Source organism: Alteromonas sp. ASW11-130, assembly GCF_026183735.1.
GTDB lineage: Bacteria > Pseudomonadota > Gammaproteobacteria > Enterobacterales > Alteromonadaceae > Alteromonas.
Map to the genome: position 1 here is coordinate 202,810 of NZ_JAPFRE010000016.1, position 19,175 is coordinate 221,984.

Below are 19,175 nucleotides of genomic sequence, written 5' to 3' on the forward strand. Positions count from 1 at the left end.
GTCCTAAAGTGAACTGGCGTATGCGTAAATAGCATCCATTAGTGTTTGTAGTTCTTTCGGTGAAATAATATACGGTGGCATAATATAGATCAGTTTGCCAAAAGGACGAATCCACGCCCCGTTTTTAATGAACGATGCTTGCGCTTCAGCAACATTCACCGCCTGCTTCATCTCCACTATACCAATTGCACCTAATATTCTAACCTCTTCTACACTATCAAGTTCCGCGCACGGCAAGAGCGACTGTTGCAACTGTTTTTCAATTTCCTGAACCTGGGGACGCCAATGACCTTCGTTAATTAGCGCTAAACTCGCTCCCGCTACAGCACACGCCAGGGGATTTCCCATATAAGTAGGGCCATGCATAAATACACCGGGCTCGCCTTGACATATTCCCTGCGCCACGTCTTCGCTGCATAATGTGGCAGCTAGCGTCATATACCCTCCCGTGAGCGCTTTACCTACACACATAATATCCGGTGAAATTTCAGCCCATTCGCACGCGAACAGTTTCCCAGTGCGACCAAAACCAGTGGCGATTTCATCACAAATTAGCAATGCGTCGTATTTATCACATAGTTGGCGCGCTCGCTTAAGATATTCCGGATGATAAATACGCATGCCACCTGCACCTTGTACTACCGGTTCTAAAATGAGCGCGGCTATTTCATGGTGATGCTTCGCAAACAGCTCTTCCAGTGGCAGAATGTCATCTTCACTGAAAGTTTGTCCAAATCGTGTTTGAGGGGCAGGGGCAAACAATTGTTTGGTCAGTACATTAGTAAACAGGCTATGCATTCCGTTGACTGGATCACACACTGACATCGCGGCAAAAGTATCGCCGTGGTATCCGTTTCGAGGACTGACAATACGATGTTTATCTTTGCGACCCTGGCAGGCCCAATATTGGAGTGCCATCTTGATAGCAACCTCAACCGAAACAGACCCAGAGTCAGCGAGAAACACTCGCTCTAGCCCTGGGGGCACCATATCAAGCAAGGTTTTACATAATTTAATAGCAGGTTCGTGTGTTAGTCCGCCAAACATAACGTGTGAGAATTGATCTATCTGCGCTTTGGCGGCGTCGTTCAGACTGGGATGATTATAACCATGTATCGCCGACCACCAGCTTGCCATACCATCCACAACAACTTTCTTTCCATCTAACTCAAGTTTGACCCCGCTTGCGGATTTTACTTCATAACATGGAAGCGGATTCGTGGCCGAAGTATAGGGATGCCAGATATGGCGTTTATCAAAGTCAATATTGTTCATTATTTATTCATTTGTAAAGTTTTTGAAATGGTCAGAGTTGACAACTTCTAAAGTAGGCATAGACTAAGCCAGCATTAATAATTAGTAAAGGATCGCCCATGAGCGCAGCACCTCTGCCTTCATCTTCGGACTCTATTCGTCATGATTGGACGCGACAGGAAGTTCAACAACTTTTTTCATTGCCATTTAATGATTTGTTATTTCGAGCTCAGGTTGTACATCGACAGCACTTCAACCCCAATGAGGTACAAGTAAGTACGCTTTTATCTATTAAAACGGGCGCCTGCCCTGAAGATTGCAAGTACTGCCCGCAAAGTGCGCGGTATGATACGGGCCTTGAAAAAGAGCGTTTGCTTGAAATTGAAAAAGTGATCGAGCGCGCTAAAGAAGCCAAAGCAACTGGCTCCACCCGCTTTTGCATGGGCGCAGCCTGGCGCAATCCTAAAGAGAGAGACATGCCTTACGTGACCAAAATGGTAGCCGAGGTGAAGAAGCTGGGATTAGAAACCTGTATGACGCTCGGCATGCTTTCGCAAGAGCAGGCTGTAGCGCTTAAACAAGCAGGTTTAGATTATTACAATCATAATCTGGACACTTCGCCAGAATACTATGGTGACATTATTACTACGCGTACTTACGAAGATCGCTTAAGCACACTACAAAATGTGCGAGATGCAGGGATGAACGTGTGTTCTGGAGGTATCGTAGGGATGGGTGAAAGCGCGGAAGACCGCGCCGGCTTGCTAATGCAATTAGCCAACTTGCCAGAGCATCCGCAAAGTGTACCTATCAATATGTTAGTAAAAGTTAAAGGCACCCCCCTTGACAAAGTTGACGATCTGGAACCTTTTGAATTCGTTCGGACCATAGCGGTGGCACGTATCATGATGCCGAAGTCTCACGTTCGTTTGTCAGCGGGCCGAGAAAATATGAATGAACAGATGCAGGCCATGTGTTTCATGGCCGGTGCTAATTCAATATTTTATGGCTGCAAACTGTTAACTACGTCTAATCCTGAAACGCATGAAGATGTGATGCTATTTAAAAAGCTTGGGATTAACACTGAGCGCAGTCGTAATTATTCAGATGAAGCGTACGAGCAAGCACTAACAGAACAGATCGTCAGTAATAGCGCAACAAATGATCTTTTCTACGATGCCACTAAAAAAGCTCAGGCAGCCCCTGCGGAAAGCTAATGAATCTGGCATTTATGCAATCAGCGCTGGTCGAAAAGGCCGCTGGTGGGTATCTGCGTACCCGCCAGTGTGTGGAATATGAACAAGATGGTGTCATTTGTATTGATGGAAAACATTTTCTCAATTTTTCCAGCAACGACTACCTGGGCATGCGTCAGCAGCCCGAAGTATTGCAAGCGTGGGTGGAGGGGCTGGCCCAGTTCGGTGCAGGCTCCGGAGCTTCGCCTCTGGTGACAGGTTACACTCGCGCCCATGCTAATTTGGAAGCATATTTAGCCTCGCTGCTCAACCGAGATGCTGTTTTACTTTTTAATTCAGGCTTTGCTGCTAATCAGGCAGTTTGCCAGGCTTTGTTTACTGAGCCAGGAGTCATATTCGCGGACAAATTCATGCATGCTTCCGCTATTGACGGTGCACTGCACTCAGAAGCAAGCGTGAGGCGATTTAGACATAATGACGTGGAGCATTTACACGCTTTGTTAGAAAAGCATTCCACAGATAGAAAACTGATTATGTCCGAAGGAGTGTTTAGCATGGACGGCGATGTGGCGCCGGTAAAAGATTTAGTTAACTTATCTGAGCAATTTCAGGCACCCTTAATGTTGGATGATGCGCATGGGTTTGGCGTGCTAGGAAAGGACGGCGCAGGCACGGTTGAATCTATGTCACTATCGCAAGACAATGTTCCGATACTCATGGCGACATTTGGTAAAGCTGTGGGAACGGCAGGGGCCTTTATTGCGGGCAGCCAAACGTTGATTGATTATCTAATAAATTTTGCCCGGCATTATATTTACAGCACGGCAATGCCCTCAGCCCAGGCGGTAGCAACGTTGCAATCGCTAGTACTTATAGGAAAGGGCAGTGCGCAAAAGGCTTTACAGGACAATATCGGTTATTTTCAACAGCAAGCCAGTATGCTCGGAATACCACTGGCCGATTCTGATACCGCCATCCAGCCAATTATTATTGGGGACCCGCAAAAAGCGGTGGATATATCGAAACGATTACAGACATTAGGTATTTGGGTAACGGCTATACGCTACCCCACGGTGCCAAAACATCAAGATAGATTGCGTATTACCTTGTCAGCGAAGCACAGCCAGCAGGACATTGAGGCGTTATTAGACGCTTTGAAAATCGCCCTGGGAGAGCAGGTATGTCAATAATGAGAAAGCCTGAGTCAGTTGATTTGTTACAACGCAATGTCAGGATTGCGAAAGGTTTTTCACAGGCAGCTCGCAGTTATGATAATTATGCAGGGGTGCAAGAAGATATCGCAAAAGCTGCACTTTCTTTAATAAACAGCAAATCCTATCGTCATGGCTTGGATATAGGATGTGGTACTGGCCGACATACTTTTGCCTTAACCGAATTTTGCAATCGGGTAACCGGTGTTGATCTGGCTGCAGGTATGGTCGCGCACGCCCAGCAGCGCTATTCCGATATTAAATTCATCGAAGGCATGGCTGAACAACTGCCGATAGAACCAAATGTCATCGACGTGGTGTTTTCATCAATGGCACTGCAGTGGTGTGTAAACCCTTCGCAAGTGATGAAAGAGATATTCAGAGTATTAAAAGCTAATGGGCAAGCTTCATTGGCCATTATGGTCGAAGGTTCATTTGACGAACTGGCTCGAGCCAGAATCCTCGCCGGACAGCCTAAAGCGAACAACTCGTTGGTAGCAGGCGCCACGTGGCAAGACGCCGCACGGTCAGCTGGATTTAAAAAAGTGCAAATGGATACGCGAGAGTATTGCGTTCATTTTAATCACGTTCTTCCTCTTCTTCATTCTATAAAATATGTGGGGGCGGGCACCTTGGTCGATAGTGCAACGACTAACCAGTTTATCTTTACTCGTCGTGACTTAAATCGCTTAAATTTAGCCTATCAAAAAGATGCAACTCGGGATGGAAAACTACCGTTGACCTATCGGGTTTGTCATCTAATCATGGAAAAGTAAACATGCAGCAATATTTTATCACCGGTACGGATACCGAGGTGGGAAAAACCTATGTCAGTCGATATTTGTTAATGGCCGCGGCTAGTGCCGGACTTACTACGCTGGGCTACAAACCTGTTTCTGCGGGGGGGGTACATATTGATAATCAGTTAGTGAACGAAGACGCTAAGACACTACAACAGGCTTCTACTATTTCACTTTCTATTTCACAAATAAACCCCATCGCATTCGCGCCACCTATCGCGCCCCACATTGCAGCAGAAATGGAAAATACATCTATCGACATTGAAACGATTGACAACGGTATCAATCAACTACGTGCGGAAAATCCGGATGTTATTCTGGTGGAAGGAGCCGGCGGATGGCGCTTGCCAATAGGGCAGGGGCGCTATTTATCGGATGTAGTAAAGCATTGGCAGATGGATGTTATCCTTGTGGTAGGCATGCGATTAGGCTGTTTAAATCACGCCTTATTGACAGCTGAAGCGATTAAAGCTGATGGGTTGAAGCTCAAAGGGTGGATAGCCAATCAACTCTGTGACCAGATGCAAAATTACCAACAAAATATTGAAACGCTGGAGAAGCATTTAGAAGCACCGAAACTGGCTGATATTCCCTTCGGACAGCCAGGTTCAGATAAAGTGTTAAGTCAGTTAGCGAAGATATTCGGTTAGGTCTTGGCCCGCTTTAATCGTCGTTTTACTTTCGCCTAAAAACACAAAACCGTCATTGGTGCCTTCTAGGGACAATGTACCTTTGCTTAATAGCAGTGCCGTACCCTCTCTAATCGCGATAACGGGCGTGGTTGGATTTAAGCGGGTGAATTCCTGTAATCGGTCATCTCTCGTTTCGCCATTATGTCCAGGCGGGTGGAAGTCGGTGTAATGCGGATTGATTTGACAAGGCAGAATATTCAGCGCATTAAATGAAGGAGGTTCGATGATGGGCATATCATTAGTTGTGCGAATCGTCGCTCCACATATATTAGAACCTGCACTCCACCCAATGTACGGCGTACCTCCCCCAATAACCTGGCGCAAAGGTTCAACTAAACCATGATGATAAAGGGTAGCAAGTAAGTGAAAAGTGTTGCCGCCGCCTACAAGAATTGCTTGATTATTGGCGTCGGACTCAAGTACCGCGCGTAATGGCTCGGCGAAGGTATGCAAACCAATGACATTGCACTCTGGTAACGCGGTCTGAACTTTCTGAGTATATTCATCCCAACCAATTGATACACCAGCAAAAGGAACAAACAGTACCTCGCGCCTTTCGCCTAAATGTGACAGAATAGGTTGTTTGGCATGTTCCAGGTATTCTTCATTTCCTGCACGTGAACTGCTAAGCATTAATACATGTGATGTCATAGTCGTTTTTATTAGCCGGTACATTTTATAATGTAAGGCATTTTAGGCTGCATCGCGTTAAGTTACAAAGATTTATATTGGAAGGTTCTAATGCAGCAAAAACCTGCGGTCTTATTCGTATGCCTGGGGAATATTTGTCGTTCACCAACAGCAGAAGCTGTCTTTAGGCAAAAAGTCCAGGAAAGCGGCCTTAGCGTTGATATTGACTCTGCAGGAACGCACGGTTACCACATTGGTAGTCCTCCTGATAAACGGTCTCGGGCAGTAGCAGAGTCCAGAGGGTACAAGTTTGACGGGCTAAAATGTCGACGGGTACAGGAAGATGATTTCAAGCGTTTTGATTATATTCTGGCAATGGATCACAGTAACTTAAGTAACTTAAAAGACATGAGTGAGAAAAAATATCACCATAAGATTAAGTTATTTTTAGATTTTGCAGATGATCCCCATACGGAGGTCCCCGACCCTTATTACGGAGGGAAAAAAGGCTTTGAACTTGTACTGGAACTGATTGAAATGGCAAGTGATGGATTAATTGCCCATTTAAAGACGCAATGAAGCTACGGTGGTGGTTGCCCTATACGTTGCTGATGGCGGTGATAGCGGTAGCATGCACGATTATAATGCACGATTGGCAAAGTTATAGTGACCCAACGTTACGTAATCACATCATATTAACTCTTCAACTTCCCTTAATCACTAACGCTATTTTAGTAGGAGCGACCTTAGCGATAAGTGGTGGGACATTACAAGTAGTATTACGAAACCCCTTGGCCGATCCGGGTATCATAGGGATTACGAGCGGAGCAAGTTTGTTTGCCGCCGGATTATTGCTCGTACCTTTTGCGATACCTTTGCCCATGCATTATCTATTACCTTTTGGCTGTTTTATCGGTGCATTGTTTTCAACCTGGCTAATTTTCAAGATGGCGAGACGCCTTAACAATGCCGCCTCAGCGGTTATTTTAGCAGGTATCGCCATTTCTACCTTAGCTGGAGCCATAATTGGCTGGTTATATTTAATTGCCGATGCCAGCGCAATGCGTAATCTTACCTTTTGGATAATGGGCAGCTTGCATCAGGCCGACTGGGTCTTGTTGTCGTTAAGTGGGCCAATAATGTTGCTTAGTATTGGCTTTCAACTTTACTACGCTAAACAAATGAATCTTCTCTATGCTGGCGAGCTGGCAACAGCGGCGGCAGGGGTGAGCCCTCAATCACTCATCAATAAATGTTTATTAGTGACTGCGCTTGGCGTGGGGGCGGCCGTTTCAGTATCGGGTTCAATTGCATTTATCGGATTACTGGTACCACATGTAATGCGGTTCTTTGTTGGTCACGATAATCAGAAATTACTCCCGGTGGCCGCCCTGACAGGAGCATTGCTGCTACTATTGGTGGTTGCGGTAGCCGAACTATTCGCCATCATTTCTTTACCGGTCTCTATGGTAACTGCAACCATAGGGGGGCCGATGTTGTTAGCAGTATTGTACCGCGGCAGGTGGCGGGCATGAGTTATCTTTCCCTCGTCGATATATCAGTTGACGATCGTCTGGATAAGGTTACCTGTCAGGTAGAAAAGGGCACCGTAGTGCATGTGTTGGGTGAGAATGGTGCCGGTAAATCTACGGCGCTTCTGGTCATTTCGGGATTACTAGCGTTTGCGTCAGGAGAGGTTTTTTATCAACGTCGAAAATTGAAAGGCATATCACTTTCTGAGCTGGCCACGTTCAGATGTTTTCATCAACAGGGAGTACAACCCGTCTTCGATTTGCACGTCGACGAATATCTTAGTTTTTATCGACTCAATAAAGTGGATATTCCTCAAAAACTTGAGCAAGCGTTTGAAATACAACATCTTTTAAGAAAGAGCATCACCGCGCTTTCTGGCGGAGAGCTGCAACGTATTGAGCTTTGTCGTTCGCTTATCCAAGTATGGCCAGCAATCGAAAGCGGCCAAGCGTTACTTATCTTTGATGAGCCTTTGCAAGCGTTGGATATACGTCATCAGCTTTCGTTTCTTACATTGACAAGACAACTTGCCGAAAGAGGGAATACGCTCTTATTAAGCTCGCATCATATAGATCATAGTGCGCGTTACGCCGATTTAATCTGGTGTTTTCAAAACGGTAAACTGATTGCGCAGGGCGGTGCTGATGAAATCATTACGCCACATATTCTTGAGCGGACTTATCAATGCCAATTTGATGTAAAAGAAAGCGGGAATAGCTGGCAAATTGACGCTTTAAGAGCTTCTGATCCCCGTTAACTGTGGTAAGCTTCAATTCAACAAGGTATGTATCGCCAAAATAATAACAACAATTACCCTGCCTATGTATGAATACGTTTTGGATACTCTTTAGGGGTAGATCATTTGTGTTCGTTCAAGACTGTCATTTTGCTTAGTACAAAAGTTAAGGAGAGAAAGTGAGTCAGTGGCGTCCGGATAGCTGGAGAAGTAAGCCCATTCTGCAGCAACCTGTGTATGAAGATCAGCACCAGCTGGCAAAGGTTGAGAGTAAGTTAAGTACGTACCCTCCGTTAGTATTTGCCGAGGAAACACGAGAACTCTATCGTCAACTTGGTGAAGTCAGTCAAGGTCACGGTTTTTTGTTACAGGGTGGGGATTGCGCAGAGTCGTTTTCTGAATTTAACGCACCTAAAATACGCGATACATTCAAGGTATTGCTGCAAATGGCAATTGTCCTGACATTCGCCGGTCGGTGCCCGGTCACAAAAGTGACCCGAATGGCAGGGCAGTACGCAAAGCCTCGTTCAGCCGATTTAGAAACTATAGATGGCGTTAGTCTGCCAAGTTATCGAGGCGACATAATCAATAGTTTCGAGTTTACTGAAGCAGCTCGTCGGCCAGACCCCAATCGTATGCTTGAGGCATATCATCATAGTGCGGCAACCCTTAACCTGTTACGCGCTTTCGCGCAAGGCGGGCTGGCCGATTTACATCAGGTTAGCCGGTGGAACATGGCGTTTGTTGAAAATAATCCACTTAAAGAACGCTACCATGATATGGCCACGCGAATTCAGGATACGCTGGCGTTTATGGATGTTATCGGCATTAATTCTACAACCAGTGCCACCCTCCATGAGACGTCCTTGTTTACCTCACACGAGGCCTTGTTGCTTAATTATGAACAGGCGCTTACCCGAGTTGATACGTTAACCGGCAAGCCTTACAACTGTTCAGCGCATATGCTATGGATAGGTGAACGCACTCGTCAGCTAGACCATGCTCATATTGAATTCTTTCGTGGCCTGCATAATCCAATAGGGGTGAAAGTAGGACCTACCATGCAGGAAGATGAGTTGATTAGATTAATTGACGCGCTTAATCCTGAAAATGACCCCGGGCGATTAACACTCATTACTCGAATGGGGGCAGATACCCTTGCTGAAAATTTACCCCGTTTATTGCGTCGGGTTAAAACTGAAGGCAGACACGTTGTCTGGAGTTCTGATCCCATGCATGGAAATACGTTCAAAGCGTCTAGCGGATACAAAACCCGTAACTTTGACGCCATCTTAAGTGAGATAAAGCAGTTTTTTGCGGCTCACGACGCAGAGGGCACCCATGCGGGAGGGATTCATTTAGAAATGACAGGGCAGCACGTTACTGAGTGCACGGGTGGTGCCTACCAAATCAGCGATGACGATCTGAAGCAAGCGTATAAAACCCAATGCGATCCTCGGTTAAACGCGGATCAGGTGTTGGAAATGGCATTTTTAGTTGCCGATCACCTGCGCCAAGCCTGACTACATTCAAAATCAGCTTAATTCGCTGGCGATATATTTCGTCAGCACATCCTCTCTTTCAGCTTCGGTTAATATACCACTGAATATTGTGCGTCTGCGTAAGTGCGTAATCCTTTGCTCTTTACTTAGCACCATTTCTCGAAACATCAGTGGCTCAACATAAGTCGCTAATATGCCTTCCCATAACAAAGCGCTACCGTAACTAAGTATATTCATCTTTTGGTAACGTTTAAGGTTGTCTTGTAAAACTTCGAACAACTGGGGGCGGGAGATCACTTTTTCGACCATGGCTTTATGTAATGCTAGAATTTGTCGGTCGATAATAATTTGTTTTTGGCGATTAGATCTCAAAACATACGTCCAGAAATGTTGCAAATCAGGCTGTATAAGTATACAGTTTTTTGAGATCGATACCAACCAACTTGCGTAAGGAGTAATGCATGAAAAAAGTGGTAGGCGAGTTTGATGTAGAACTTAAACCCATTGAGCCCACATTTATGGCAGATGATGATAATACGGTTAATCGTATGACGATCGATAAGACTTATAAAGGCGACTTAACTGCCTCGGGTAAAGGCGAAATGTTAAGCGTTATAACGCCAGTGAAAGGCTCTGCCGGCTATGTTGCTATGGAGATTATCAAGGGAACACTTGAGGGTAAAAGGGGGGCGTTTGTTGTACAGCACAGTGGCATTATGGGGCCTTCTGGCGAGGTTCTGAATATCCCAATTATTCCGAACTCAGGCTCAGAAGAGTTGTCTGGTATTGTAGGCTCAATGAATATCAAATTGGAAAATGGTAAACATTTTTATGAGCTTGAGTACGGATTGCAGGATGCCGACTAGGTTAATTGTTTCGTATCAACGGACTGACCGTTTTTTCAAGTCCGTTTAACTTTATTTCATAAATTAAGGCGAGCTGTTCGCCCAGTCGCCCGTCAGGAAAACCTTGTTGGTGAAACCACACGAGATACGGTTCAGGTAAATGGATGAGTTTTCTACCTGAATATTTACCAAATGGCATAACCTGGTTGATCGCTTCTTCTACGGGATTAATGCGTCGACTCCTTTAGTTGTGCGTTCCACAGTTTGGCATAGCGCCCATTCTTTTTGAGTAACTGGCTGTGCGTGCCTCGCTCCGCTATTTCGCCTTGATGTAAAACTATAATAGTATCTGCATCAACGACAGTGGATAGGCGGTGGGCAATAATGAGTGTGCTAGCCGACCGTGCTACAAGATTAATTGCTTGCATCACACGTTTTTCAGCGTGTGTATCTAAAGACGAAGTGGCTTCATCAAACAATAAAAAAGGGGGATTCTTTAACAGAACTCGCGCGATTGCAATACGTTGTTTTTCCCCACCTGAAACTTTTAATCCTCGTTCACCCACTTTTGTGTTTTCTTTTGCAGGTAACGATTCAATGAAAGGGGATAGTTGAGCTTGTTCTATAGCGTGCCAAACTTCTTTATCAGATGCAGTGGGGTTACCATATTTTACATTTTCCCAGATGGAATCATTGAAAAGTACTGTATCTTGCGGGACCACACCGAATGCTTTGCGTAAAGACTGCTGACTGACAGTGCGAATATCCGTTTGATCTACCAAAATCGCCCCTGAACTGACATCATAAAATCGAAATAACAGTTTTACTAATGTAGATTTACCGCCACCGCTTTCTCCCACTACTGCCACTTTTTGACCTGGTTCGATGGTAAAACTGACATTTTTTAAAATAGGTCTATTGTCGTCATAACTAAAGTTAACGGTATCAAAAGTTAACCTACTCGATTGAACACAAAGAGGGGGTGCGTCAGACTTATCTTCGATAGTTGAACGCTTTTCTAAAATGGTAAAAAGATTATCAATGTTAGCTATAGCGCCACGAATTTCCCGATAGACAAAGCCCAGAAAATTAAGAGGTGTGAAAATTTGCATAGTAAAAGCATTGATAAGTACGAAATCGCCAATTGTCATTTTTTGTGCTGCAACGTCAAATGCTGCCATAGCCATCATTGCGGTCATAGCGAGAGCAATAATTAAGGCCTGGCCACCATTAAGTGCAAAAAGGGAAAGGCGATTTTTTCTTCGCGCTGTTTCCCAATGCGCCAATGAATTGTCATAGTGGCGACTTTCGTACTGCTCGTTATTAAAGTACTTAACCGTTTCATAATTCAACAAGCTATCAATAGCCCTGGAATTGCTGGCTGAATCGGCCTGATTCATCTCATTGACAAAATGAGTACGCCAGTTCGTAGCGATGATTGAAAAGGCCACATAGCAAACTACCGATAGCAGAATAATTACTGCGTAGCCAGCCCCGTACTGGCTAAGTAATAGCGCGGCCACGATAAATATTTCAATAAAGGTAGGTACAATGTTGAACACTAAAAAGCGCATCAAAAAGCTAACGCCGCTGCTGCCGCGCTCAATGTCCCTGGCCAGTCCACCCGTTTGACGATTAAGATGGTAGGATAAATCTAACGAGTGTAAATGATTGAACACTGCCAGCCCCAAACGGCGCATAGCGCGTTCAGTAACCCGACCAAAAAGTGTGTCACGAACTTCTGATAATAATACGTTCAATAGGCGTAAGCTTCCATAGGCGATGACCAGGGCCGTTACCACGACTATGGCTATGTCAGCTGGGGACGGCGCATTTAATGAATCCACGGTATATTTCAAAATATAAGGTAGACCGATAGTAGCGATTTTGGCACCAATCAGGCATAGCAAAGCAACGAAAATGCGGCTTTTAAACTCTAAGAGGTAGGGGAGTAGCAGAGGAAAAACTTGCCAACGTATAGGGGTGTTAGTTGCTGTGGGAAAACGGCTCGAACGCATAAGTAGCTTAAATGGAAACGTAATTAATTTTGTTTCTGAATTTTTCCGATTCTATGTTTAATTACCACAACAATAAATCTTTATCTGTTAATTTGTTTGGTAGAAGAAGTATAAGCTTTTGGTGTGAATTACCATCCATTAAGGTTAAAATACTGACACGTTCAAAGTTTGTTAAATGGAATTGATAGTGCTTTTTTTGAAACGTACCATTATTTTAACTGTTCTATTCGGTTCTCTTGTCGGCTGCGGTGGCGACAATATGGCAATGACCGAAACCGTTAATACGCCTAATACTCCTCCAGTTTCAAGTGACCTTCCGCCCTCAACTGAACCGTCTCCGGCAAAGGAGCCTGAACAGGGTTCACCTGCAGTAAACGCTGTGGCGATTAAGGGGCCACTAATCTCTGCCCCCATCAAAGTATACAAAATCGATTTGAAAGCGCACGATTTTAAAGGAGAGTTGCTTGCTTCGGGCCTAACCAATAAGCAAGCCGAAGTTAAACATCTTATTTTAGACAATAATATTAGTGACGAATACTTACTCCTTAGCTTAGAAGCTGACGATCAAACGATTGACCTTAATACGAATGACATTCCCGTTATAAAATTCATGCAAAGTCTCATTACATGGGAACAATTGCAGAACCATACTCAAGTGAATATTACCCCTTTGACCACGATTGCTACGCAATTAGCGTTGAATAGCTCGTCTACGGAAGGTCTCACCACGTCATTCGTAGAAGATGCTGTGAATAAGGTAAAGCGTAATTTAGGCTTTGGATTGCTGGATGATATAGATATCTTTACCAGTCCCGCAATGATGAATGAAGAAGCTGTTCACACAGCGACAATTGAGCATCGAGCATCATTAGAAGCAGCTGCTTCCTTAGTCATTGAGATGGCTAATATGGCTGAAATTAACTCTCAGATAGCGCTCTCAACTCTTATCACAGATCTTAGTGACGGTGAATTTGATGGAAAGGTTGGAGCTGAAGACCTGCAACTTTATTATCAGAATGAAGAACTTCTTTTCACTGTTCATTCTCAACCAGTCAAATTTTTGCCTATAGCGGGAACGGATAAAGATGGCGACCCTGACACTGACGATCCTTTCAGAATCCACGAAATAGCACAGGTGATGGTTAAAGAACAAGCTGAGCTGGGTAACCAAATCGAACCTAATGACTTTGACTCCGCTTATACGTTTGAAATGGATAACTACTCGACTGATACCGATGGTGACGGAATTCCTGACGGGTTGGAGTCTGATACCTATAACACCAACCCAGTTGACGCAGATACAGACAAAGATGGTCTCAGTGATGGTGATGAAATATATATATATCAAACCGATCCGAGAAATCTAGATTCAGACAATGATCGTGTAGATGACGGATTTGAAGTGCGCCAAGGCTTTAATCCATTGGATGCTTCAGATGCTTTTCAGGATGCAGACGGAGATGGATATAAATTAGTCGAAGAATACTATTGGGGAAGTGACGCCCTGGACCAAAATTCTATCCCAGAAGTGAAAGAGTGGCACCGTTACCAGGGAGACGATAGGCGATCTGGTTTTATTAATATCCAGAGCGATGTATCTAATGCATTAGTGCTTTGGGAACACGCGCTATCATCCAACGAATTAGAGCAGGGGCCTATTCCATATTTAAGTTCGGAAATAGAACAGGTGGCTTTCTCTCAGGTTGTATCAAGTGAAGGACTGGCGTTCGCAGTTGATGCTAACAATGTAAGCGATGACGGTTCTGCTGTTGTGAATACAGATATTGTGGCCTTGGACATCTCAACCGGGGAAGTGATATGGCGTAATTCCATACCTGATACCTATTTACTTTATACACCTTACGTTAGTGGTGATTTTGTTATCATAAACAATGGGACCAACTTACAACTGTTTAATAAATTCAATGGCCAACTTATTTTTTCACAAGAATTCGATTCTTTCACTTCTAGAAATGTAGTGAGTTTTGGTAACCGTATTTTTGTACCGACCGAAAATAAGATCACCTCTGTTTCTATGAATGGCAATATAAGGTGGGAAAGAATTTACACGGAGAATGTTAGCCAACTGTTTTCCTATAATTCACAGCTCCAAGCACTGACAAACGATGTAATGACTATTTCTATAGATTCAGGTGACATGCAGCCGATTGAAACGATAGGTTTTAATTTAGAAGAACAAGCCATTGATGAACGAGGGAATATCACCGCTTTAAGCAACAATTTTTATGATGATTGGCCCTACTCTTACGGAACAAATGGCAGCGTCAATGTGCAAAACAATGAAATATTATGGCCTTTAGAATCTTATTATACAAACAGACCGCCCATTTATTGTTTTTGCGTTTCTATAGAGCCTCCCCCCTTTGAAAAAATTTGGAATGAATATGAAAGTATTTCCCACAAATCAACAGGGTTAGGGCTTCTTATTACGCGTGCATCCCACAGTATTTTGGTTAAAAATATACAAAACGGAAACGAGTTGTGGACATGGGAGACGCCCGATGAGACGCCGATTAAATATAATATTATATTTACGCGGACCCACATTTTTGTCTCCACACAAACGCATACTTATGCAATTGGATTAGCCAGCCATGAAATAGAGTGGAGAATGGAAATTGCTGGCAGTTTATCGTTAAGTAAGGAAGGTATTTTGTTTGTATCGTCAGATGCAAAACTTACTGCTATTAATGTTAACGAATAGCTTGTGGCTTACAAGATATGAGCGATAGACGCTAACTTTACACTTTTCTTTTTTAAACAGCGTTGACAGTGTTTGCGTTTGTACCATTTTTAAAAAGTACAGTAGAGGCCCTCCGAGTAGGAAGTTAAATTGCTTAAAGACAACTCTGGTAGTGAATTTCAATTTCTACGACTTTCTATCACGGAAGCCTGTAATTTTCGTTGCCAATATTGTCTACCTAATGGCTACCAGGGTCCTGCCCAATCTTCATTTTTAACTATTTCTGAAATAGACACGTTGGTAAGTACATTCGACCAACTAGGTACCAGTGAAATTAGAACTACTGGAGAAAAGCCGAGTTTGTATAAAGGTTTGGCAGATATCATTGAAACCTGTGCGCAAACACCAAGTATCCAAAAAGTAGCATTAACAACGCACGGCGCGATATTGGGGCGGCTTGCAGCTAGGTGGGCCCGAGCAGGCTGTTCGCAGGTTAAGGTAAGTGTCGATAGTAGGGACCCCGTACAGTTTAGTGCTATCCCTGGGCAAGATAAATTAAAAGTAATCTTATCGGGTATCCATCAAGCGCTCGCGCACGGCTTATCGGTAAAAATTAATGAAGTTACACGCGCAGGTTACGCCAAGGGAAGGTTGAAACGATTTTTAAGTTGGATTAAAGATAAGCCCGTTTCTGTTAAGTTGATCGAATTGATGCAAACAGGTGAGCAACGACAGCGGTTTTTCCAGCAACATCAATCCGGCCAATCACTGCTGGAAGAATTGGTAGCAGACGGCTGGGTAGAAATAATACGTGATTTGGATGCAGGTCCCACCAGAGAGTTTTGTAATCCGGATTATGTAGACAACATTGAATTTATTTTGCCATACAGTAAAGATTTCTGTCAGAATCGTAATCGCTTGCGAGTGTCAGCACCGGGTAATTTACATTTATGTCTGTTTAGTGAAGAAGGGATCTCCAACCGTGGTTATCTAAAAACAAAGAAACGTTGAAGATTTAAAGGATTTCCTGCAAAAAAAGGATACTAAACTCGCCCCCCATATGTTCGAGAGACATAACACCGAGGCGACTCAACACTTCGCAATAATGGGTGGAAAAAGGAACCATGACAATGAACATCGAAGACAGCGAAAGACTCACTTATTCATTTGTGACAGAGGCGGATGCGGCCTTTTTATGGGAAGTCGACCAGGATGAAGCTGTTATGAGATATATCACGGGTGGGAAAGTAACTACTCGCGAAGAAATCGAAGGCATTTTTATTCCGCGTCTACAGGCTTACGCAAATTTTCCATTGGGGTGGGGGATTTGGCGCGTGACTTTGAAGGAAACTAATGAAGATATCGGGTGGGTTTTAGTTCGCCCCATGGGGTTCTTTACCGCTACTGCTGACCCTGAAAATCTTGAGCTTGGATGGCGATTTAAACGTAGCTTTTGGGGCAAGGGCTATGCGACAGAAGCTACTTTGTCAGTGCGAAATGCGCTTGCCGATTTTGGAATTAGACAGTTTTCCGCAGTGGCTAATCCCGCTAATAAAGCATCGATCGCCATTATGAAAAAAATGGGCATGAAATACAGTCATAATTTTCACTATCAAGATGAGCTATTTGACGAAGAAGTTGTGGTTTATTCCCAGCAGCTTCAAAATTACTCTTATTCAAACAACTGATACATGCTTTTAGTGAGGAGAAAAGAATACACTTGTCACGCTTTCAGCTCTTTTTTTGATCGAAGCATCTTTCAAAACGTTTGATAAATGTTAGGTAGTCTTCGAGATCCCGATCAGAGTTTGTTTACCACGCGAATTGAAGTATTGGATGGAAAATATCCATTAAGCTTCGACCGCCACCGCACGTTATATAGTGATTTATTATTTTGAAGGCGGGGCTTGTATTACAGTACTGCTCAGCTCGGCTTACTATTAGTATTGATACGTTAAGTACGAAAAGGCGCTAACAGCTTTGCATGCTCTGTACTATCATTGCAATTAATATAATTACTCACATGGTTACCCTCGAAAGCATCAGTAGCACATTAATTTTTTAGTGAAACCATTGAAAACCATTTACCGAACGTCGGACATGCACTGACCGATATCAGGTTGAATCAATGTAGATCAGCTAATATGTTTTTTATGCGTTGATATCGGTGTTCCTGTTCCTGAGTTAGCTTTCCCTCTTCTATCGTTTTCATACATTGATAAATAATGACATCTGCTTTGGCATTGATAATACGGTCTTTCCCACGTAACTCCATCGCTGTCGCTTGTAACAAATTTAACGCAATAGACGGATTTTTCGGCATTATGGTGAAAGCCTGGCGAAATGTTTTCAACGCAGTAGTTAAATCGCCACGTTTATACTTAATAACAGCGAAATTGTTGAGATCTTTCGGACTGTGCTTTATTTCGGTTTTTTCTAATTTTTCTTGCTGTACGTATTGTAAAAATAATTCACTTTGTTGAGGGTCGTCCTGGCAACGTCTCTCAATAACATCCAGAATATTTAATGCATGTTCTTGCAACCCCACTTCATGAAATGCTTTCGCTTTGTCGAGTAAGGCTTCGTTACTTTGTTGCTCCCAGGTGTCGTCATTCAGTTGATGTAACAACGCTTTGGCATTGTCTTTTTCGTCACGCAAATACATAATCCGCGCGTCGATTACCTTTACCTCATCATCAACATTCGCTTTTGGAAAACTATTCTTCATTTGACGCAACGAGTCAGTAGCCTGTTTGATAAGCTGATTAGTTTGTTTCTCTTCAGCGGTCATCGCGAAATCGATGCTGGCCCGTGCTACGTTCAGATAAATTTCTGGCTTATCGTGAATGGAGTTTTTAGCAAATTTAACAATGCGTTTAGCTGCATCATATTGCGATTCATAATCGTGAGTGATTCGAGATAAATCCAAAGCCGTTTCGTGACGCTTAATGTTGTGCGGTGAAATGGCTGTCGCCATTGAGACACTTTCGAGGGCGTCGTCAAACTCATGCAATTTAATCTGCAAGCCTGAAAGTAAGTCATATGCCATTAACGAAGCGTCAGGAGATAATGCGAGTTCTAAAATCAGCTTTTCGGCATCATTATCTTGATCAAGCAAAATAAAAGTTTTGATCAATCCGATTTGAGCCCAATTAAAGTTTTGAACATTTATTATGGCTTGATAAAAGTCTTTCGCTTGCTCAATCAATTCACACGCAAGTAAGGTTTCGCCTTTAAGCTTCAATGCGAGTGGGAAAAATTCAGCATGTTTGGGTTCAGTAAGAAATGATTCTATCTCGGCAAGCGCATGTTCTAGCTTCTCTTCTTCCAGAGCTTGGTAGATAGGCTTCAACGCTTGTTTACGTTTTAACACCCGGTTTAATCGTTTATCTAGATCACCTATGGTAAAAGGCTTTGCGAGAAACTCATCGGGCTGTAATTCTACTATAGAATGAACAATATCAGCGGAAGTATCGGCACTGATAAATACAAAAGCTGAGGTTGCGGGAAGTTCCTTATTATCTTTTAGTTGTTCGTAAAGGAAATAACCTTCACGTTCTTCCTTCAAATCATACGCGCAGATAACCAAATCATAATAATGGCTGCGCAAGGCTGTTATCGCCTGAGAGGATTTCTCGACGTAATCAATATTTTGAAAGCCAAGCTGCTCCAGAGAGTATTTTAGGTACCCTTTGGCAAGGACTTGATCGTCAATAATCAAAACCCGCATTTTTTCAGCCAGCTTATGATTCATGCTGTTCCCAACTTATTCTTTTTATTCAATTACAATGTTATCGACGAATAAAAGCTTTTATAAATAATTTTAGTTCAAGGAGTCATTTAAACCCGAAACAGTACGTATGTCATCTAAGTTAATGAAAATTTGTCATAAAAATTTTTATAGGGGTTGTGGATAATTTCTATGTTTAGCTAGACAAAGAGTTGCAGAAGGTTATCTACTAGGAATCTAAGGAGGTGGTGGACGCTACTGGGCTTGAACCAGTGACCCCCGCCTTGTAAGGGCGGTGCTCTCCCAACTGAGCTAAGCGTCCTT

The 19,175-nt window shown here is 43.5% G+C and carries 18 protein-coding genes and 1 tRNA gene; 12 read left to right on the forward strand and 7 right to left on the reverse strand.

The window, feature by feature from the left end:
- Window positions 1-3 precede the first annotated feature (3 nt).
- Complete coding sequence (bioA, locus tag OPS28_RS05980) at window positions 4-1,275, reverse strand: adenosylmethionine--8-amino-7-oxononanoate transaminase (RefSeq protein ID WP_265608551.1); 1,272 nt, start codon at window positions 1,273-1,275, stop codon at window positions 4-6.
- A 98-nt stretch (window positions 1,276-1,373) separates the two neighbouring features.
- Here bioA and bioB point away from each other — a divergent pair, with 98 nt between their 5' ends.
- From bioB to bioD, 4 genes are read left to right on the forward strand one after another with little or no spacing between them, the layout of a single operon-like run.
- Window positions 1,374-2,471 (forward strand): biotin synthase BioB, encoded by a 1,098-nt coding sequence (bioB, locus tag OPS28_RS05985; protein WP_265608552.1) that lies wholly within the window; start codon window positions 1,374-1,376, stop codon window positions 2,469-2,471.
- Complete coding sequence (bioF, locus tag OPS28_RS05990; RefSeq protein ID WP_265608553.1) at window positions 2,471-3,640, forward strand: 8-amino-7-oxononanoate synthase; 1,170 nt, start codon at window positions 2,471-2,473, stop codon at window positions 3,638-3,640. The genes bioB and bioF overlap by 1 nt, the downstream gene beginning before the upstream one ends.
- Window positions 3,631-4,437, forward strand: a complete 807-nt coding sequence (locus OPS28_RS05995; protein WP_265608554.1) for a methyltransferase domain-containing protein — start codon at window positions 3,631-3,633, stop codon at window positions 4,435-4,437. The genes bioF and OPS28_RS05995 overlap by 10 nt, the downstream gene beginning before the upstream one ends.
- Window positions 4,438-4,439: 2 nt before the next feature.
- A complete protein-coding gene (bioD, locus tag OPS28_RS06000; RefSeq protein ID WP_265608555.1) occupies window positions 4,440-5,111 on the forward strand; it encodes a dethiobiotin synthase in 672 nt (223 codons plus the stop codon).
- Here the strand turns inward: bioD and pepE are convergent.
- Window positions 5,091-5,804, reverse strand: coding sequence for a dipeptidase PepE (pepE, locus tag OPS28_RS06005; protein ID WP_265608556.1), 714 nt, complete (start codon window positions 5,802-5,804; stop codon window positions 5,091-5,093). The genes bioD and pepE overlap by 21 nt on opposite strands.
- Window positions 5,805-5,894: 90 nt before the next feature.
- Here pepE and OPS28_RS06010 point away from each other — a divergent pair, with 90 nt between their 5' ends.
- The 4 genes from OPS28_RS06010 (at window position 5,895) to OPS28_RS06025 (ending at window position 9,575) form a co-directional block, all read left to right on the forward strand.
- Entirely contained in the window at window positions 5,895-6,362 is a 468-nt protein-coding gene (locus tag OPS28_RS06010; RefSeq protein WP_265608557.1) for a low molecular weight protein-tyrosine-phosphatase, read from the forward strand.
- Window positions 6,359-7,318, forward strand: a complete 960-nt coding sequence (locus OPS28_RS06015; RefSeq protein ID WP_265608558.1) for a FecCD family ABC transporter permease — start codon at window positions 6,359-6,361, stop codon at window positions 7,316-7,318. The genes OPS28_RS06010 and OPS28_RS06015 overlap by 4 nt, the downstream gene beginning before the upstream one ends.
- Window positions 7,315-8,073 (forward strand): ATP-binding cassette domain-containing protein, encoded by a 759-nt coding sequence (locus OPS28_RS06020; RefSeq protein WP_265608559.1) that lies wholly within the window; start codon window positions 7,315-7,317, stop codon window positions 8,071-8,073. Before OPS28_RS06015 ends, OPS28_RS06020 begins: the two co-directional genes overlap by 4 nt.
- Before the next feature lie 158 nt (window positions 8,074-8,231).
- Entirely contained in the window at window positions 8,232-9,575 is a 1,344-nt protein-coding gene (locus tag OPS28_RS06025; RefSeq protein WP_265608560.1) for a class II 3-deoxy-7-phosphoheptulonate synthase, read from the forward strand.
- A gap of 12 nt (window positions 9,576-9,587) precedes the next feature.
- On the opposite strand, the gene OPS28_RS06030 is transcribed toward OPS28_RS06025, so the two are convergent.
- Window positions 9,588-9,926, reverse strand: coding sequence for a hypothetical protein (locus OPS28_RS06030; RefSeq protein WP_265608561.1), 339 nt, complete (start codon window positions 9,924-9,926; stop codon window positions 9,588-9,590).
- Between the two features lie 89 nt (window positions 9,927-10,015).
- Between OPS28_RS06030 and OPS28_RS06035 the strand changes: the two genes are divergently transcribed.
- Window positions 10,016-10,420 (forward strand): DUF3224 domain-containing protein, encoded by a 405-nt coding sequence (locus OPS28_RS06035; RefSeq protein WP_265608562.1) that lies wholly within the window; start codon window positions 10,016-10,018, stop codon window positions 10,418-10,420.
- A 1-nt stretch (window position 10,421) separates the two neighbouring features.
- Here the strand turns inward: OPS28_RS06035 and OPS28_RS06040 are convergent, their stop codons facing one another.
- Both OPS28_RS06040 and OPS28_RS06045 read right to left on the reverse strand, forming a co-directional pair.
- Entirely contained in the window at window positions 10,422-10,631 is a 210-nt protein-coding gene (locus OPS28_RS06040) for a DUF3820 family protein (protein ID WP_265608634.1), read from the reverse strand.
- On the reverse strand, window positions 10,627-12,417 hold the full coding sequence (locus OPS28_RS06045; RefSeq protein WP_265608563.1) for an ABCB family ABC transporter ATP-binding protein/permease: 1,791 nt from the start codon (window positions 12,415-12,417) through the stop codon (window positions 10,627-10,629). Before OPS28_RS06045 ends, OPS28_RS06040 begins: the two co-directional genes overlap by 5 nt.
- Before the next feature lie 187 nt (window positions 12,418-12,604).
- Between OPS28_RS06045 and OPS28_RS06050 the strand changes: the two genes are divergently transcribed.
- The 3 genes from OPS28_RS06050 to OPS28_RS06060 all read left to right on the forward strand — a co-directional run bounded on the left by OPS28_RS06050 (window position 12,605) and on the right by OPS28_RS06060 (window position 16,809).
- Window positions 12,605-15,142 carry an outer membrane protein assembly factor BamB family protein gene (locus tag OPS28_RS06050; protein ID WP_265608564.1) on the forward strand — a complete coding sequence of 846 codons (2,538 nt, stop codon included), beginning with the start codon at window positions 12,605-12,607 and terminating at the stop codon, window positions 15,140-15,142.
- 129 nt (window positions 15,143-15,271) lie between these two features.
- On the forward strand, window positions 15,272-16,132 hold the full coding sequence (locus OPS28_RS06055; RefSeq protein ID WP_265608565.1) for a radical SAM protein: 861 nt from the start codon (window positions 15,272-15,274) through the stop codon (window positions 16,130-16,132).
- 113 nt (window positions 16,133-16,245) lie between these two features.
- Window positions 16,246-16,809: a GNAT family N-acetyltransferase gene (locus OPS28_RS06060; protein ID WP_265608566.1), complete on the forward strand. Its 564-nt coding sequence runs from the start codon at window positions 16,246-16,248 to the stop codon at window positions 16,807-16,809.
- Between the two features lie 437 nt (window positions 16,810-17,246).
- On the opposite strand, the gene OPS28_RS06065 is transcribed toward OPS28_RS06060, so the two are convergent.
- Window positions 17,247-18,875: a response regulator gene (locus OPS28_RS06065; RefSeq protein WP_265608567.1), complete on the reverse strand. Its 1,629-nt coding sequence runs from the start codon at window positions 18,873-18,875 to the stop codon at window positions 17,247-17,249.
- A gap of 222 nt (window positions 18,876-19,097) precedes the next feature.
- A tRNA-Val gene (locus tag OPS28_RS06070) sits at window positions 19,098-19,173 on the reverse strand.
- Window positions 19,174-19,175: the final 2 nt, after the last annotated feature.

Excerpts from the sequence above, each read along its gene's own strand:
- OPS28_RS06015 (WP_265608558.1), top strand. The coding sequence starts at position 6,359 with ATGAAGCTACGGTGGTGGTTGCCCTATACGTTGCTGATGGCGGTGATA.
- bioF (WP_265608553.1), top strand. The coding sequence starts at position 2,471 with ATGAATCTGGCATTTATGCAATCAGCGCTGGTCGAAAAGGCCGCTGGT.
- bioD (WP_265608555.1), top strand. The coding sequence starts at position 4,440 with ATGCAGCAATATTTTATCACCGGTACGGATACCGAGGTGGGAAAAACC.
- OPS28_RS06045 (WP_265608563.1), bottom strand. The coding sequence starts at position 12,417 with ATGCGTTCGAGCCGTTTTCCCACAGCAACTAACACCCCTATACGTTGG.
- OPS28_RS06010 (WP_265608557.1), top strand. The coding sequence starts at position 5,895 with ATGCAGCAAAAACCTGCGGTCTTATTCGTATGCCTGGGGAATATTTGT.
- OPS28_RS06035 (WP_265608562.1), top strand. The coding sequence starts at position 10,016 with ATGAAAAAAGTGGTAGGCGAGTTTGATGTAGAACTTAAACCCATTGAG.
- OPS28_RS06020 (WP_265608559.1), top strand. The coding sequence starts at position 7,315 with ATGAGTTATCTTTCCCTCGTCGATATATCAGTTGACGATCGTCTGGAT.
- bioA (WP_265608551.1), bottom strand. The coding sequence starts at position 1,275 with ATGAACAATATTGACTTTGATAAACGCCATATCTGGCATCCCTATACT.
- OPS28_RS05995 (WP_265608554.1), top strand. The coding sequence starts at position 3,631 with ATGTCAATAATGAGAAAGCCTGAGTCAGTTGATTTGTTACAACGCAAT.
- pepE (WP_265608556.1), bottom strand. The coding sequence starts at position 5,804 with ATGACATCACATGTATTAATGCTTAGCAGTTCACGTGCAGGAAATGAA.
- bioB (WP_265608552.1), top strand. The coding sequence starts at position 1,374 with ATGAGCGCAGCACCTCTGCCTTCATCTTCGGACTCTATTCGTCATGAT.
- OPS28_RS06065 (WP_265608567.1), bottom strand. The coding sequence starts at position 18,875 with ATGAATCATAAGCTGGCTGAAAAAATGCGGGTTTTGATTATTGACGAT.
- OPS28_RS06060 (WP_265608566.1), top strand. The coding sequence starts at position 16,246 with ATGACAATGAACATCGAAGACAGCGAAAGACTCACTTATTCATTTGTG.